The organism is Variovorax sp. PvP013 (assembly GCF_050435945.1).
Lineage (GTDB): Bacteria > Pseudomonadota > Gammaproteobacteria > Burkholderiales > Burkholderiaceae_C > Variovorax.
The window spans coordinates 549675-565021 of record NZ_JBNDLF010000002.1; the positions used below are offsets into that span (position 1 = coordinate 549675).

At 68.4% G+C, this 15347-nt stretch carries 14 protein-coding genes; 3 read left to right on the plus strand and 11 right to left on the minus strand.

From position 1 onward, the window contains the following. The first annotated feature begins 68 nt into the window (after positions 1-68). Positions 69-2582, plus strand: a complete 2514-nt coding sequence (locus tag ABID77_RS10330; RefSeq protein WP_429594689.1) for a glycogen/starch/alpha-glucan phosphorylase — start codon at positions 69-71, stop codon at positions 2580-2582. 200 nt (positions 2583-2782) lie between these two features. On the opposite strand, the gene ABID77_RS10335 is transcribed toward ABID77_RS10330, so the two are convergent. The 4 genes from ABID77_RS10335 to ABID77_RS10350 form a co-directional block, all read right to left on the minus strand. Next, positions 2783-3268 carry a biopolymer transporter ExbD gene (locus ABID77_RS10335; RefSeq protein WP_429594692.1) on the minus strand — a complete coding sequence of 162 codons (486 nt, stop codon included), beginning with the start codon at positions 3266-3268 and terminating at the stop codon, positions 2783-2785. Further along, on the minus strand, positions 3268-3990 hold the full coding sequence (locus ABID77_RS10340; protein WP_429594695.1) for a MotA/TolQ/ExbB proton channel family protein: 723 nt from the start codon (positions 3988-3990) through the stop codon (positions 3268-3270). The genes ABID77_RS10335 and ABID77_RS10340 overlap by 1 nt, the downstream gene beginning before the upstream one ends. Positions 3991-4003: 13 nt before the next feature. Next, on the minus strand, positions 4004-4855 hold the full coding sequence (gene dapB / locus ABID77_RS10345; protein ID WP_429594698.1) for a 4-hydroxy-tetrahydrodipicolinate reductase: 852 nt from the start codon (positions 4853-4855) through the stop codon (positions 4004-4006). 106 nt (positions 4856-4961) lie between these two features. Then, positions 4962-5510, minus strand: a complete 549-nt coding sequence (locus ABID77_RS10350; protein ID WP_429594700.1) for an outer membrane protein assembly factor BamE — start codon at positions 5508-5510, stop codon at positions 4962-4964. 87 nt (positions 5511-5597) lie between these two features. Here ABID77_RS10350 and fur point away from each other — a divergent pair, with 87 nt between their 5' ends. Then, the gene (gene fur / locus ABID77_RS10355) at positions 5598-6017 is read left to right on the plus strand and encodes a ferric iron uptake transcriptional regulator (protein ID WP_429594703.1); all 420 of its coding nucleotides are present in this window, start codon (positions 5598-5600) and stop codon (positions 6015-6017) included. Positions 6018-6048: 31 nt separating this feature from the next. Here fur and hprK read toward each other — a convergent pair whose 3' ends face one another. The 4 genes from hprK to ABID77_RS10375 form a co-directional block, all read right to left on the minus strand. Then, positions 6049-7005, minus strand: coding sequence for an HPr(Ser) kinase/phosphatase (gene hprK / locus ABID77_RS10360; RefSeq protein ID WP_429594706.1), 957 nt, complete (start codon positions 7003-7005; stop codon positions 6049-6051). A 22-nt stretch (positions 7006-7027) separates the two neighbouring features. Continuing rightward, a complete protein-coding gene (locus ABID77_RS10365) occupies positions 7028-7495 on the minus strand; it encodes a PTS sugar transporter subunit IIA (RefSeq protein ID WP_429594709.1) in 468 nt (155 codons plus the stop codon). 93 nt (positions 7496-7588) lie between these two features. After that, positions 7589-7918, minus strand: coding sequence for a ribosome hibernation-promoting factor, HPF/YfiA family (hpf, locus tag ABID77_RS10370; RefSeq protein WP_429594712.1), 330 nt, complete (start codon positions 7916-7918; stop codon positions 7589-7591). 420 nt (positions 7919-8338) lie between these two features. Next, positions 8339-10483 carry an ATP-dependent helicase gene (locus ABID77_RS10375; protein WP_429594715.1) on the minus strand — a complete coding sequence of 715 codons (2145 nt, stop codon included), beginning with the start codon at positions 10481-10483 and terminating at the stop codon, positions 8339-8341. 234 nt (positions 10484-10717) lie between these two features. On the opposite strand from ABID77_RS10375, the gene corA reads away from it, so the two are divergent. Then, complete coding sequence (gene corA / locus ABID77_RS10380; protein WP_429594718.1) at positions 10718-11704, plus strand: magnesium/cobalt transporter CorA; 987 nt, start codon at positions 10718-10720, stop codon at positions 11702-11704. 142 nt (positions 11705-11846) lie between these two features. Here the strand turns inward: corA and ABID77_RS10385 are convergent, their stop codons facing one another. From ABID77_RS10385 to ABID77_RS10395, 3 genes are all read right to left on the minus strand, one after another. Beyond that, positions 11847-13523, minus strand: coding sequence for a long-chain-fatty-acid--CoA ligase (locus ABID77_RS10385; protein ID WP_429594721.1), 1677 nt, complete (start codon positions 13521-13523; stop codon positions 11847-11849). A 28-nt stretch (positions 13524-13551) separates the two neighbouring features. Next, positions 13552-15054, minus strand: coding sequence for an NAD(P)(+) transhydrogenase (Re/Si-specific) subunit beta (locus tag ABID77_RS10390; protein ID WP_429594724.1), 1503 nt, complete (start codon positions 15052-15054; stop codon positions 13552-13554). Further along, on the minus strand, positions 15051-15347 hold a 297-nt coding region (locus ABID77_RS10395), incomplete at its 5' end, for an NAD(P) transhydrogenase subunit alpha (protein ID WP_429594727.1). The genes ABID77_RS10395 and ABID77_RS10390, both read right to left, overlap by 4 nt.

A 15347-nucleotide genomic window follows, 5' to 3' on the forward strand; every position in this document is an offset into this window, starting at 1 on the left:
GACGAGGCACCGTCATCGTTTCCCCTCAACATACCGACCCCGACCTTCCCAACGACGAGTCCTCCTCCATGACGATCAAAGACTTCGCCTACGACCATCCCGACCGTGACGTCGCCGCCTTCAAGCGCGCCGTGGCGAACAAGCTCATCTACGCGGTCGGCAAGGACCCCGTGACCGCCAGCCCCGACGACTGGCTCAACGCCACCGCGCTGGCCGTGCGCGACCAGCTGGTCGAGCGCTGGATGGCGACCACGCGGGCGAGCTACGACCAGGAGCTCAAGCGGGTCTACTACCTGTCGATGGAATTCCTCATCGGGCGCACCTTCACCAACGCCCTGCTGGCGCTCGACCTGCAGGCCACGGTGAAGCAGGCATTGGCCGACTTCGGCGTCGACATGGCGGAGCTGGCCGAGCGCGAGCCCGACGCGGCCCTGGGCAACGGCGGCCTGGGCCGGCTCGCGGCCTGCTTCCTGGATTCGATGGCCACCCTGGGCGTGCCGGGCTTCGGCTACGGCATCCGCTACGAGTACGGCATGTTCCGTCAGAAGATCGTCGACGGCCAGCAGGTCGAGACGCCCGACTACTGGCTCACGCGCGGCAACCCCTGGGAGTTCCAGCGGCCCGAGGTCACCTACCGCGTGCGCTTCGGCGGCCGCGTGCAACGCCGCGCCGGTCCCCAGCGCGAGGGCCAGCCGCCGAGCTCGCAGAGCGAGCCCTTCGGCGCGGCCGACTGGGTCGACACGCACGACGTGCTGGCCATGGCCTACGACACCATCATCCCGGGCTACGGCACGCAGGCGACCAACACGCTGCGCCTGTGGTCGGCGCGCGCGACCGAGGAGATCGACCTGTCGGCCTTCAACCGCGGCAACTACATGCAGGCGGTGGAGAGCAAGAACCACTCGGAAAACGTCTCGCGCGTGCTCTACCCGGACGACTCCACGCCGTCGGGGCGCGAGCTGCGCCTGCACCAGGAGTACTTCTTCGTCAGCGCCAGCGTGCAGGACCTGCTGCGCCGCTACCTGCGCAACCACGACACCTTCGACGCCCTGTCCGACCAGGTCAGCATCCACCTGAACGACACCCACCCCGTGCTGGCGGTGCCCGAGCTCATGCGCCTGCTGCTCGACGAGCACGGCCTCGACTGGGACGCCGCCTGGGCGCAGACGCAGAAGGTCTTCAGCTACACCAACCACACCCTCATGCACGAGGCGCTGGAGACCTGGCCGGTGGAGATGATGGGCCGCATCCTGCCGCGCCACCTGCAGATCCTCTACGACCTGAACTCGCGCTTCCTCGGCTCCGTGACCGAGAAGCTGGGCAACGACGTCGAACTGCTGCGGCGCCTGTCGCTGATCGACGAGACCGGCGAGCGCCGCGTGCGCATGGCCTACGTGGCGGTGCTGGCGAGCCACTCGATCAACGGCGTCTCCGGGCTGCACTCGGAACTCATGACGCAGTCGATCTTCGCGGACTTCTACCGGCTGTTTCCCGAGCGCTTCAACAACAAGACCAACGGCGTCACGCCCCGGCGCTGGCTGGCGCAGGCCAACCCGCCGCTGGCCGCCCTGCTCGACCAGCGCATCGGCCGCGGCTGGCGGCGCGACCTCACGCAGCTGCAGGCCCTGCGCCCGATGGCCCAGCAGGCGCCCTTCATCCGCGCCTTCCGCCATGCCAAGCGCGAGAACAAGCTGCGCCTGGCCAACTGGATCGAGCAGCACATGGGCCTCGTGATCGATACCGACGCCATGTTCGACGTCCAGGTCAAGCGCATCCACGAGTACAAGCGCCAGCTCCTGAACGTGCTGCACGTCGTCGCGCGCTACCGCCGCATCGTCGCCGCCCACGACGCCGGCCAGCCGGCCGACGTGGTGCCGCGCGTGGTGGTGTTCGCAGGCAAGGCGGCCTCGGCCTACCACGCGGCCAAGCTGGTGATCCGGCTCATCAACGACGTCGCCGCCGTGGTCAACAACGATCCGCGCGTGGGCAAGCTGCTCAAGGTGGTGTTCCTGCCCAACTACAGCGTCAGCCTGGCCGAGATCATCATGCCGGCGGCCGACCTCTCCGAGCAGATCTCCACCGCCGGCACCGAGGCCTCGGGCACCGGCAACATGAAGTTCGCGCTCAACGGCGCGCTGACCATCGGCACGCTCGACGGCGCGAACGTCGAGATGAAGGAGAACGTCGGCGACGAGAACATCTTCATCTTCGGCAACACCACGCCGCAGGTGGCCGACATCCGCGCCCAGGGCTACCAGCCGCGCCACTTCTACGAGTCGAACCCCGAGCTCAAGGACGTGCTCGATTCCATCCGCGACGGCGCCTTCTCGCCGGGCGAGCCCGCGCGCTACCAGGGCATCTTCGACACGCTGGTGAACTGGGGCGACCAGTACCTGCTGCTGGCGGACTATGCGAGCTACGTGGCGATGCAGGCCAAGGTCGACGCGCTCTACCGCGACGCCGACGCCTGGACGCGCATGGCGATCCTGAACGTCGCGGGCATGGGCGCGTTCTCGTCGGACCGCACCATCGCGCAGTACGCGCACGAGATCTGGCGGACCAAGCCCGTCACACTGAACTGACCCCCAGTCTTCGCGCACTGCGTGTCGCTTCGCCAACCCCCTTCCAGGGGGCGACACCGGAAGCCCGGCGAAGCCGGTTCCTCGATCGTTGGCTCACCCCCAGGCTCGCGCGCTTCGCGTGGCAGGGTCTCTCCCCACACCAGAGGCCCCGGTGAAAGCGGTCTGTCGATGTCGGGGGCGGCGCAGGCCGCTCGGCGCGGTCAGCGGGACGGGGCGGGAGCAGGCGTATCGGCGACGAACCCGATGCGGGTGAGGCCGGCGCGGCCGGCGAGGGCCATGAGTTCGACGATGCGGCCGTAGGGGACGGTGCGGTCGGCGCGTAGCTGGACCTCGGTGTCGGGCGCGGCGGCGGCGAGGGCCGTCAGGCGCGTGGCCAGGGCGGCTTCGTCGACCGGCTGGTCGTCGAGGAACAAGGCGCCCTGGGCGTTCACCGACAGGCGCGCGGGCCAGGACGGCTGGGCGTTGGACGCGGCGCGGCCGGCGTCGGCGCGCGGCAGGTCGACGCGGATGGTGCTGGCCATCAGGGGCGCGGTGACGATGAAGATCACGACCAGCACCAGCATCACGTCGACCAGCGGCGTCACGTTGATGTCGGAGAGCGGACGCTGGCCGCCCGCGCCGGTCGCGCGGCCACCGCCTCCTCCCGATGCGGGACCGCCGGCCATGAGGCTGCGACCGAAGGCCATCAGACGGGCATGGGCCGCGCCGGCGGCAGTGGCGCCGCCGCCGGGCGCGGCTCGCCGAAGACGCCCAGCAGGTCGTGCGCGAAACCCTCGAGCTCGGCCTCGATGCGGCCGATGACGCGACCGAACACGTTGTAGGCCAGCACGGCCGGCAGGGCGACCGCCAGGCCGAGCGCGGTCATGACCAGCGCCTCGCCCACCGGACCGGCCACGCGGTCGATGGTGATGCCGCCACCGGCGGCACCGGACAGGCCCGCCAGGGCGCCGTGGATGCCCCAGACCGTGCCGAGCAGGCCGACGAAAGGCGCCGTGGCCCCGACCGTCGCCAGCAGGATCTGTCCGCCCTGCAGACGGCGCAGGACCGTGTGGAGCGCATCGCGCAAGGCGCGCGTGAGGCGCGGATCGTGACCGCCGGCCGTGCCCAGGTTCTGCGCTCCTTCGTCGTCGCGCGACCGCCGCGCCCGCGCGGCGAACGCCTGGAGCGCCGCCACCGTCGGCGCGATCCAGCCCCGGGCGTCGAACGCCGCCAGATCGCGCTCGGCATCGGCAAGCGTGGGAGCCTGCCAGAACGCCGCGATGCTGCGCAGCACCCTGTGGGTGCCGCCGCGCAGCAGCCAGGCCTTCCAGAGGATCGTCACCCAGCTGGCCACCGACATCGCCAGCAGCAGCACCGCCACCGCGCGGCTGACGCCGTCGCCATGGCCCAGCAGCTGCAGCACGGTCACGGCCGGGCGCCCTTCAGCGCAGGCCCAGGACGTCGAACATGTCGAACAGGCCGGCCTTCCGCGTCGCCAGGAAGCGCACCGCGCGCAGGCTGCCCTGCGCATAGGTCGTCCGGCTCGCCGACTTGTGGGTGATCTCGATGCGCTCGCCGGTGCCGGCGAAGAGCACCGTGTGGTCGCCGACGATGTCGCCGCCACGGATGGCGGAAAAACCGATCGACGACGGATCGCGCTCGCCGGTCACGCCTTCGCGGGCGTAGACGGCGCAGTCCTTGAGGTCGCGTCCGAGCGCCTCGGCGATCACTTCGCCCATCTTCAGGGCGGTGCCCGAGGGCGCATCGACCTTGTGCCGATGGTGCGCCTCGATGATCTCGATGTCGTAGCCGGTGGAAAGCGCCTTGGCCGCCATCTCCAGCAGCTTGAGGGTCACGTTCACGCCCACGCTCATGTTGGGCGCCATCACGATGGCGATGTCGCGGGCGATGTCGGCGATCTCGGCCTTCTGCGCCTCGCTGAAGCCGGTGGTGCCGATGACCGCCTGCACGCCCAGTTCGCGGCACACGGCCAGATGGGCGAGCGTGCCCTCGGGGCGCGTGAAGTCGATCAGCACCTGCGCGCCCTGCAGACCGGCGCGCAGGTCGGCGGCGATCGTCACGCCGCTGTCGAAGCCCAGGAAGGCGCCGGCGTCGCTGCCGATCGTGGGGCTGCCAGGCATGTCCAGGGCACCCGCCAAGGCGCAGTCCGACGCGTCGCGCACGGCCTCGATCAGCATGCGGCCCATGCGGCCGGAGGCTCCGGCGATCGCGATGCGATGCGGCGCGTCGGTGGACGACGAAGGAGCGGAAGAGGAAGCGAGGGATGCGGTCACGGGAAGAGGCCTTCAACGATTCGACGGGGCCGGTACCGGCTCGACGCCGGCTTCGGCATGCTGGGGCGACGGCGCCGCGACGGAACGTCGAGCGTCGCCCTGAAACTCAGCGCTCCAGCGGCGGATAGCTGGCGGGCAACGGAGGCAACGGTGCGGGCACGGCATCGGACGAGGGCGTGGCCTTGGCGGGCGCCACCTTGTCGAGCTGCGCCTCGGAGGCCTCGAGCACCGGCACCCGGCCCGTGCGGCGGCGGGTGTCGAGCTTGGCGACGAAGTCCTGTTCGCTCGGCATCTCGTCGCCCTGGAAGCGGTCGAGCAGTTCGCCCTTGAAGAACAGCGTCAAGCGGCGCTGCTGCGGCTCGACGCCCTGACGCCGGATGGTGAAGACGTAATCCCACCGGTCGGAATGGAACACGTCGGTCAGCAGCGAGGTGCCCAGGATCTCGCGCACCTGCTGGCGCGACTGTCCGGGCTTAAGCAGCGCGACCTGCTCGCTGGAGACGAAATTGCCCTGCACCACCTCGACCTTGTAGGGCGTCACGGCGACCAGGGCGCCCCGGGTGCGCTCGGTGACGCTGCTGCAGGCGCCCAGCGACAAGCTCACGCCCGCGGCAGCGACCATCGGCCACAGGCGGCTTTGGAGATTGACAAGCATGAAAAGAGGATGGAACGATATGATCGGACGATTGTAACGGCTGCCCTTCGGAGGCTCATCCCTGCAGGGCAGGCGCAGGAAAAGACCATGGGCAACATCGACGAACTCAAGAGCACGGGCCTGAAGGCCACGCTGCCCCGACTGAAGATCCTCCAGATCTTCCAGACCACGAGCCAGCGGCACATGACCGCGGAAGATGTCTTCCGCGTGCTGCTCAACGAGCACTCGGACATCGGCTTGGCCACCGTCTATCGCGTGCTGACGCAGTTCGAACAGGCCGGCATCCTGGAGCGCAGTCATTTCGAGAGCGGCAAGGCCGTCTATGAACTCAACGAGGGCTCGCACCACGACCACCTGATCTGCACGTCCTGCGGCAAGGTCGAGGAGTTCTACGACGCGGAGATCGAGCGCCGCCAGCAGCTCGTCGCCCAGGACAAGGGCTGGATCCTCCAGGACCACGCGATGTCGCTCTACGGCCTGTGCGCCGACTGCGCCGGCAAGCGCTGAGGTCCGCCCGCCTCGGTGCGATGTCGGGACTTCAGTTGTCGGCGCTGCTTTCCATGGCGCGCTGGTGGCGGGCGACGAAGTCGGCATAGGTGTCGATGCCGCGCAGCTGCAGGATCGAATTGCGCACCGCGGCCTCCACCAGCACCGCGATGTTGCGCCCGGCGACCACCTGGATGATGACCTTGCGCACCGGGATGCCCAGCACGTCCTGCGTCAACGGCGCCGCCGGCATGCGCTCGTAGTCGCGCTCGAAGCTGTCGCGGCGCACGAGGTGCACGATGAGCTTCAGGCGCATCTTCCGCCGCACCGCCGTCTCGCCGAAGATCGCGCGGATGTCCAGCAGGCCGATGCCGCGCACCTCCAGCAGGTTCTGCAACAACTCGGGGCAGCGGCCCTCGATGGTGTTCTGGTTGATGCGGAACAGGTCGATCGCGTCGTCCGCGACCAGCCCGTTGCCGCGCGAGATCAGTTCCAGCCCCAGTTCGCTCTTTCCCAGGCCCGATTCGCCGGTGATCATCACGCCCAGGCCCAGGATGTCCATGAACACGCCGTGCATCGACGTGCGCTCGGCGAAGTGCTTGGACAGGTAGGCGCGCAGCAGATCGATGACGAACGCCGAACTCTCGCGCGTCGCGAACAGCGGCAACTGCGCCCGCTCGCAGATGGCGAGCAGTTCGTCGGGGGCGGTCTGGCCGTCGGCCAGCACCAGCATCGGCGGCTCGAGCATCACGATGCGGGCGACGCGCCGGGCGCAATCCTCCTGGGTGCCACGGGTCAGGTAGGCGACCTCGCGCGTACCGAGGATCTGGACACGGTAGGGATGGATGTAGTTGAGGTAGCCCACCAGATCGGCGGCGGACTGCGCGCGACTGATGACGTCGGGGTCGAACTGGCGCTCCGACGCACCCAGACCCGCGAGCCATTCCCAGCGCAACGAGGCGCGGAACTCCTCGAACATCGCATCCGCGCTGATCACCGTCGGTTTCATGCGCGGTGCGTCGAGGTGGAACTCAGGCGACCTGGGCGGACTGCCAGCCGGCGATCAGGGCATGAAGCGCCTGGGCGTCGGTGCTCGACTTGATCTGTTCGCGCAGACCGGCATCGCTGAGCAGTTCGGCGATCTCCGAGAGGATTTCCAGATGCTTCTGCGTGGCGGCTTCGGGAACGAGCAGGAAGATCAGCAGCACGACCGGCTGCTCGTCCGGCGCATCGAACCCGATGGGATCGGCCAGGCGGAACACCGAGGCCATCGGCGACTTGAGACCCTTGATGCGACCGTGGGGAATGGCGACGCCGTGACCGAGACCCGTCGAGCCGAGTCGTTCGCGGGCGAAAAGGCTGTCGGTGATGAGGGCGCGTGCGAGACCGTGGAGGTTCTCGAACAGCAGCCCCGCTTCCTCGAAAGCGCGTTTCTTGCTCGTGGCATCGACGCTCACGAGGACTTGAGCGGGCGGCAGGATGGACGCGAGGCGATTCATGGTGATGTCGGGGCGGGGGCGATTATGCACCCGCATCCCAAAAAGCCAAGGCCACCCGAAGGTGGCCTGCAAGAGGATTTGCCCGAATGACGCTTACATCACGCGCTTGGGCGCTTCGTGATGGTGATCCTGCAGACGGTCCTTGTGTCGCACGACCTGGCGGTCGAGCTTGTCGACCAGATCATCGACGGCGGCATAGAGATCAGCATGGCTCGATTCCGCGAACATGTCGTTGCCCTTGACGTGGATGTTGCACTCCGCCTTCTGGCGTCGCTCCTTTTCCTTCTGATTTTCCACCGTGAGGATCACCTTCACGTCGACCACCTGGTCGAAGTGCCGGGTGATCCGGTCCAGCTTGGTGGTGACGTAATTGCGCAAGGCGGGAGAAACGTCGAGGTGATGACCGCTGATCGTCAAATTCATGAAATGACCTCCTGGAATTGACGGTTGGGAAAATGACCGACGCTCCGGAATGAAGACGTCGATCGGCGAAAAAAGAGAGGGGGAGACGAATTGCTGGAATGCGAAATGCGGCGGAATGAAGTCGGCGGCGATGGGTCGTTGAAGTGAAGATGGACCTGTGGCGAGTCCATGTCGAGTCGGACAAAGACGCGAATCGAGGAAGACGGATTCACTATGCCGAAGGCCCATGGGCATTGCAACCTGCATGAGGCAGTTCGCGGGAAACAGGCTGTAGCAGAAGCACTGGTGCTATCCAATGCATAGCAAGACAGTGTTGCTGGATGCTGTGCTCCACAGACATTAAGAAAAAAGATTAAAACTTGAAGAAGCGCTTTCGACCCTGCCGCAGGCAAGGCCTCCCCGGAGCTTTCGAAACCGATGTCAGCGCCAGGCGGCCCGCATGCGGCTGAGCAGGTCGATGGTGGCGGCCGGCGGCGGGACGGCCGGTCCGCGTGGCGGCGGCGGTGGCCAGGTGACGCGCTCGAAGCGGGCGGCATCGGCCTCGGTGATGAAGCGGGTGCGCGAGGCATACAGGTGGCGGTCGCCGCGCACCGCCTGCTGCGTGACGTAGAAGCGCTGCGGCACCAGGACGTGCAGATGGTCCCGGGCCCGCGTCATGGCCACGTAGAGCAGCCGTCGCTCCTCCTCCAGTTCGTGCGCGCCCTGCGCCACGTCGGCGGGCAGGCAGCCGTCGACGGCGTTGAGGACGTGTACCGACGTCCATTCCTGGCCCTTGGCCGAATGGATGGTGGACAGGACGAGGTAGTCCTCGTCGAGCGATGGCGGGCCGGGCCGGTCGCTGGTCGCCTCGGGCGGGTCGAGCGTGAGTTCGGTCAGGAAGCGTTCGCGCGAGGCGTAGCCGACGGCGAGCCGGGCGAGTTGCTCGACGTCGCCGCGCCGGATGGCGGCGTCGTCGTGCAGGCGTTCCAGATGCGGCAGGTACCAGCCCAGGGCGATGTCCATGTCGGCCGGCCACGACAGGTCGGGCCGGCGCAGCGCGGCGTAGGCCCGCGCGAACCGCGTCCATTCCACCTTCGCGCTGGCAGGCGGCACGAACGCCCGCACCGCGTCGGCGGGATCGACGGCGGCGTCCATCGCGTCGAGCAGTCGCGTCGAGGTGGCCGGGCCGATGCCGGGGATGAGCTGGGTGACGCGGAATCCCGCCATGCGGCCGCGCGGGTTCTGGGCGAAGCGCAGCACGGCCAGCAGGTCCTTGACGTGCGCCGCCTCCAGGAACTTGAGCCCGCCGTATTTGACGAACGGGATGTTGCGCCGCGCCAGCTCCAGTTCCAGCGCCGCGCTGTGGTACGAGGTGCGGAACAGCACGGCCTGCGACTTCAGCGCCAGCCCGCCTTCGCGGTGCGCCAGCACGCGGTCGGCCACCCACTGCGCCTGCTGAGCCTCGTCGGGGACCAGCACGAGCTGAGGCCGGCCGGCCGAGGGCTTGTCGGTCCACAGCGTCTTGGCATGCCGCTCGGCGGCGGCGGCGATGACGGCGTTGGAGACGTCGAGGATCGGCTGCGTCGAGCGGTAGTTGCGCTCCAGCGTGACGATGCGCGCCGCCACCGGCTGCGATCCCTCGGGTGAGGGGCGCGCGAACTGCCCGGGGAAGTCGAGGATGTTGCGCACCGTCGCGCCGCGGAACGAATAGATCGACTGCGCGTCGTCGCCCACCACCGTAAGGCCGCGTCCGTCGGGCTTGAGCCCGAGCAGGATCGAGGCCTGCAGGCGGTTGGTGTCCTGGTACTCGTCGACCAGCACGTGGTCGAAGCGTGCGCCGATGTGCGCGGCGAGCGCCGGCTCGGCCACCATGCCGGCCCAGTACAGCAGCAGGTCGTCGTAGTCGAGAGCCCGCTGATGCTGCTTGGCATCGACGTAGGCGGCGAAGAGGCGCTTGAGTTCGCCCTCCCATTCGGCGCACCACGGGAACGCCTCCGCCAGCACCCGGCCGAGCGGCATGCAGGTGTTGACGGTGCGCGAGTAGATCGACAGGCAGGTGCCCTTCTGCGGGAAACGCCGGGTGGTGGACGACAGGCCCAGGTCGTGCCGGACCAGGCCCATCAGGTCCTCGGCGTCGCCGCGGTCGTGGATGGTGAAATGCTCGTCCAGGCCGATCCGCGCGGCGTACTCGCGCAGCAGCCGCGCGCCGATGCCGTGGAAGGTGCCCGCCCACGGCAACGCGGGCGCGGCGTCGGCACGCAGGCCCAGCACCCGCGCTGCGACCTGGCCGGCGCGACGCGACATCTCCTGCGCCGCGCGGCGCGAGAAGGTCAGCAACAGGATGCGCTGCGGGTCGGTGCCACGGGCGATCAGGCCGGCGACGCGATGCGCGAGGGTGCTGGTCTTGCCCGATCCGGCGCCGGCGATCACCAGCAGCGGACGCGTGTCGGCATCGACCGCGCCAGCCGCCGCCACGCCGTGCTCGACCGCCTCCCGCTGGGCGTCGTTGAGGGTCGAGAGCGCCTCGGCGAGGCGCTCGGTCGACGTGGACGGCGCGGAGGCCGGGATGGTCGCGATGGTGGACATCGGGCCCGACTTTACTGGATGTCCATCCAGAGCGGACGGCGTTTCCGGCGGCCCGCGTCTACGGGTAAATGCCGAGGCCCGATGCCATAATCGCGGGTCGCTGCAACCGGAGATTTCGACTTGGAAAGCTACCCGTCTCGGCAGCTTTCGACTCCCGTCTGAACGCCATCGGCGAGGGAATCGGAAGCGCCCCCCACCCTCGCCCATCGTCAGAATTTTCACGGGAGTGAGCCCATGCTCAACATCTTCACGCTCGCCAACGGGCGCCTGGTCCAGGAAGAGATCGAGGCGCTCGAGGAGCTGTCGCAGTTCCAGCCCATCTGGGTCGACCTCGAATCGCCGACGCTCGAGGAGAAGCGCTGGATCAAGCAGTACTACGGCCTGTCCATCCCCGAGGACGCGATGGACGAGGACATCGAGGAGTCCGCGCGCTTCTACGAGGAGGACAACGGCGAACTGCACATCCGCAGCGACTTCCTGATCGACGACGACGAGAACCCGCGCTCGGTGCGCGTCGCCTTCATCCTGAACCAGCACAACGCCGAGCTGCGCAGCCGAGGCGTGCTGTTCTCCATCCACGACGAGGACGTGCCGGTGTTCCGCCTGCTGCGCATGCGCGCGCGCCGCGCGCCGGGCCTCATCGAGGACGCCAAGGAGGTGCTGCTCAAGCTACTCGACGCCGACGCCGAGTACTCGGCCGACACGCTGGAGAACATCTACGACGAGCTGGAGGTCGTCGGCAAGAAGGTGCTGGCCGGCAACGTCAGCGACGAGCTCGCCGGCGAGGTGCTGGGCGCCATCGCCCGGCAGGAGGACCTGAACGGACGCATCCGCCGCAACGTGATGGACACGCGCCGCGCGGTGAGCTTCATGATGCGCAGCCGCATGCTCAACGCCGACCAGTTCGAGGAGGCGCGCCAGATCCTGCGCGACATCGAGTCGCTGGACAACCACACCGCGTTCCTGTTCGACAAGATCAACTTCCTGATGGACGCGACGGTCGGCTTCATCAACATCAACCAGAACAAGACCATCAAGATCTTCTCGGTGGCCAGCGTGGCACTGCTGCCGCCCACGCTGATCGCGAGCGTCTACGGCATGAACTTCAAGTTCATGCCCGAGCTCGACTGGAGCTACGGCTACGGCTACGCGATCGCGCTGATGGTGGCGAGCGCGCTGGGGCCAATGTGGTACTTCCGCCGGCGCGGCTGGTTGAAGTAGGGCTCACCCCCAGTCTTCGCGCACTGCGTGTCGCTTCGTCAACCCCCTTGCAGGGGGCGATACCGGAGGACCGGCGGAGCCGGTTCCTCGGTATCCCCGGCATGGAGACCGCGACGCGTCGGGTGGGTGACGCGCGGCGTCCTCAGGCTTTGTCGCGCAGTTCGCGCCGCAGGATCTTGCCCACCGGCGTCTTGGGCATGTCGGTGCGGAACTCGATGCGCGCGGGCCGCTTGTAGCCGGTGAGGTGCTCCTTGCAGAAGGCGCGCACCTGAGCCTCCGTGAGGTCCGCGCTCTTCCTGACGATCACCAGCTTGACGGCCTCGCCCGTCTTCTCGTCGGCGATGCCGACGGCGGCGCATTCGAGCACGCCCGGCATCTGGGCGACCACGTCCTCGACCTCGTTCGGATAGACGTTGAACCCGGAGACCAGGATCATGTCCTTCTTGCGGTCGACGATGCGGAAGAAGCCGCGCTCGTCGACCCGGCCGATGTCGCCCGACTTGAACCAGCCGTCGGCCGTCATGACCTTGGCCGTCTCGTCGGGGCGCTGCCAGTAGCCGGCCATCACCTGCGGTCCCTTGATCGCGATCTCCCCGGCCTCGCCGGGCGCCGACGGTCGGCCATCGTCGTCCAGCAGGGTCATCCAGGTGCCGGGCAGCGGCACGCCGATGGTGCCGGTGTAGGCCGTGCTGGTGGTCGGGTTGCAGCTCACCGACGGCGACGTTTCCGACAGGCCGTAGCCCTCGCAGATCGGGCAGCCGGTCTTCTCCAGCCACAGCCTGGCGACCGCGCCCTGCACCGCCATGCCGCCGCCGACCGACACCTTCAGGTGCTTCCAGTCCACGGTGCCGAAGTCCGGGTGGTTGGCCAGCCCGTTGAAGAGCGTGTTGACGGCCGGAAAGCTGTGGAAGGTGTGCTTCGACAGCTCCTTGAGCGTGGCCGCGAGGTCGCGCGGATTGGGAATCAGGATCACCTTGCCGCCGGTTCGCAGGCCCAGCATCATGTTCACCGTGAAGGCGAAGATGTGATAGAGCGGCAGCGCGCAGACGCTGGTGGACTGCTCGCCGGCGGGCACCTTCGCCATCACCGGCTCGTTCCAGGCCTCGGACTGCAACACGTTGGCGATCACGTTGCGATGCAGTAGCACCGCGCCCTTGGAGACGCCGGTGGTGCCGCCGGTGTACTGCAGCACCGCGATGTCGTCGGGCCCGATGTCGGCCGGCCGGAACGCCGCGCGTCCGCCCCGCTCGAGCGCCGCGTTGAAGGGCACCGCGCCCGGCAGGTCGTAGGCCGGCACCAGCTTCTTCACCCTGCGCACCACGAAGTTGACCAGCGCGCCCTTGAGCAGGCCGAGCCGGTCGCCCATGGCGCAGCGCACGACGTGCTTCACGGGCGTCGAGGCCAGGCACTGCGCGAGCGTGGCGGCGAAGTTCTCCATGATCACGATCGCCGTGGCGCCGCTGTCCTCGAGCTGATGGGCGAGTTCGCGCGGGGTGTAGAGCGGATTCACGTTCACCAGCACCAGGCCGGCGCGCAGGATGGCCGCGACGGCGATCGGGTACTGGGTGCAGTTGGGCATCATGACGGCGACGCGGTCGCCCGGTGCCAAGCCGAGTCCCTGCAGGTAGGCCGCGAAGGCACGGCTCAGCCGGTCGACCTCGGCGTAGCTGGCGTCGCGGCCCATGAAGCTGTAGGCGGTTCGATCCGCGTGCGCGGAGAAGCTTTCATCCATCAGGGCCGGCAACGACGCATAGCGGGCGACGTCGATGTCGGCCGGCACGCCGGGGGGATAGCTGGCGAGCCAGGGGCGGTCGTTCATGAAGCGGCGATCCTCGGGGCTGTGCGGTTCATTCGATGGCCTTGCCCATGTCCTCGACGACCTTCTTGGCGTCGCCGAAGACCATCAGGGTCTTGTCCATGTAGAAGAGCTCGTTGTCCAGGCCGGCGTAGCCCGCGGCCATGGAGCGCTTGTTGACGATGACGGTCTTGGCCTTGTAGGCCTCCAGGATGGGCATGCCGTAGATCGCGCTGCCCTTGGTGTGGGCCGCCGGGTTCACCACGTCGTTGGCGCCCAGGATGATCGCCACGTCGGCCTGGCCGAACTCGCCGTTGATGTCCTCCATCTCGAAGACCTGGTCGTAGGGCACCTCGGCCTCGGCCAGCAGCACGTTCATGTGCCCGGGCATGCGCCCGGCCACCGGGTGGATCGCGTACTTCACCGTGATGCCCTTCTCCGTGAGCTTGGCCGCGAGCTCCTTGACCGCGTGCTGCGCGCGCGCCACGGCCAGGCCGTAGCCCGGCACGATCACCACCGTCTCGGCGTTGGACAGCACGAAGGCCGCGTCGTCGGCGCTGCCGCTCTTGACCGGGCGCTGCACCGCCGCGCCGCCGGCGCCGGCCGTGACCGCCTCGCCGCCGAAGCCGCCCAGGATCACGTTGAAGAAGCTGCGGTTCATCGCCTTGCACATGATGTAGCTCAGGATCGCCCCGGAGCTGCCCACCAGCGAGCCCGCGACGATGAGCATGGCGTTGTTCAGGCTGAAGCCGATGCCCGCGGCGGCCCAGCCCGAGTAGCTGTTGAGCATCGACACCACCACCGGCATGTCCGCCCCGCCGATGGGGATGATGATGAGCACGCCCATCACGAAGGCCAATGCCAGCATGGCGAAGAAGGCCGCCCAGCTCTCGGTCGCGACGAAGACCAGGCCCAGCGCCACGGTCGCGAGGCCCAGCACGAGGTTGAGCAGGTGCTGGCCCTTGAAGGCCACCGGCGCGCCCTGGAACAGGCGGAACTTGTATTTCCCCGAGAGCTTGCCGAAGGCGATGACCGAGCCGCTGAAGGTGATCGCGCCGATGGCCGCGCCCAGGAACAGCTCGAGCCGGTTGCCGTAGGGGATGGCGTAGCGCAGCACGCCGTCGACCAGCACCGCGCCGGTGGTGGTCGCCGTGGCCGCCACCGCCGCCACGGGCGGGGGCGTGATGCCGAAGGCCCACGGCTCGGCCACCGCCGCCACGCCGATGAACACCGCCGCCAGGCCGATCATGCTGTGCATGAAGGCCACCAGCTCGGGCATCTTGGTCATCTCGACCTTGTGGGCCATGAAAGCGCCCGCGCCGCCGCCGACCACCAGCGCGGCGAGCACCCAGGCGATGCCGCTGGCGAAGCCCACGCCCAGCATGGCGGCCTGGCCGTGGACGAGCGCGACGGTGGTGACCACCGCGATGGCCATGCCGCTCATGCCGAAGAGGTTGCCCCGGATCGAGGTGGTCGGATGGGACAGGCCCTTGAGCGCCTGGATGAAGCAGACGCTGGCCACCAGGTAGAGCAGCGTGACGACGTTCATGCTCACTTGGCGTCTCCCTTGGCGGCAGTGGAAGCGGGGCCGGACGCGGCGGGCGCCTTGCGCTCCTTCTTCCGGAACATCTCCAGCATCCGGCGCGTGACCAGGAAGCCGCCGAAGACGTTGACCGCCGCCAGCGCCACGGCCAGCACCCCCATGGTCTTGCCCAGGGGCGTGACCGTCAGCGCCGCGGCCAGCATGGCCCCCACGATGACGATGGCCGAGATGGCGTTGGTCACCGCCATGAGCGGCGTGTGCAGCGCGGGCGTGACCGTCCACACCACGTGGTAGCCCACGTAGAT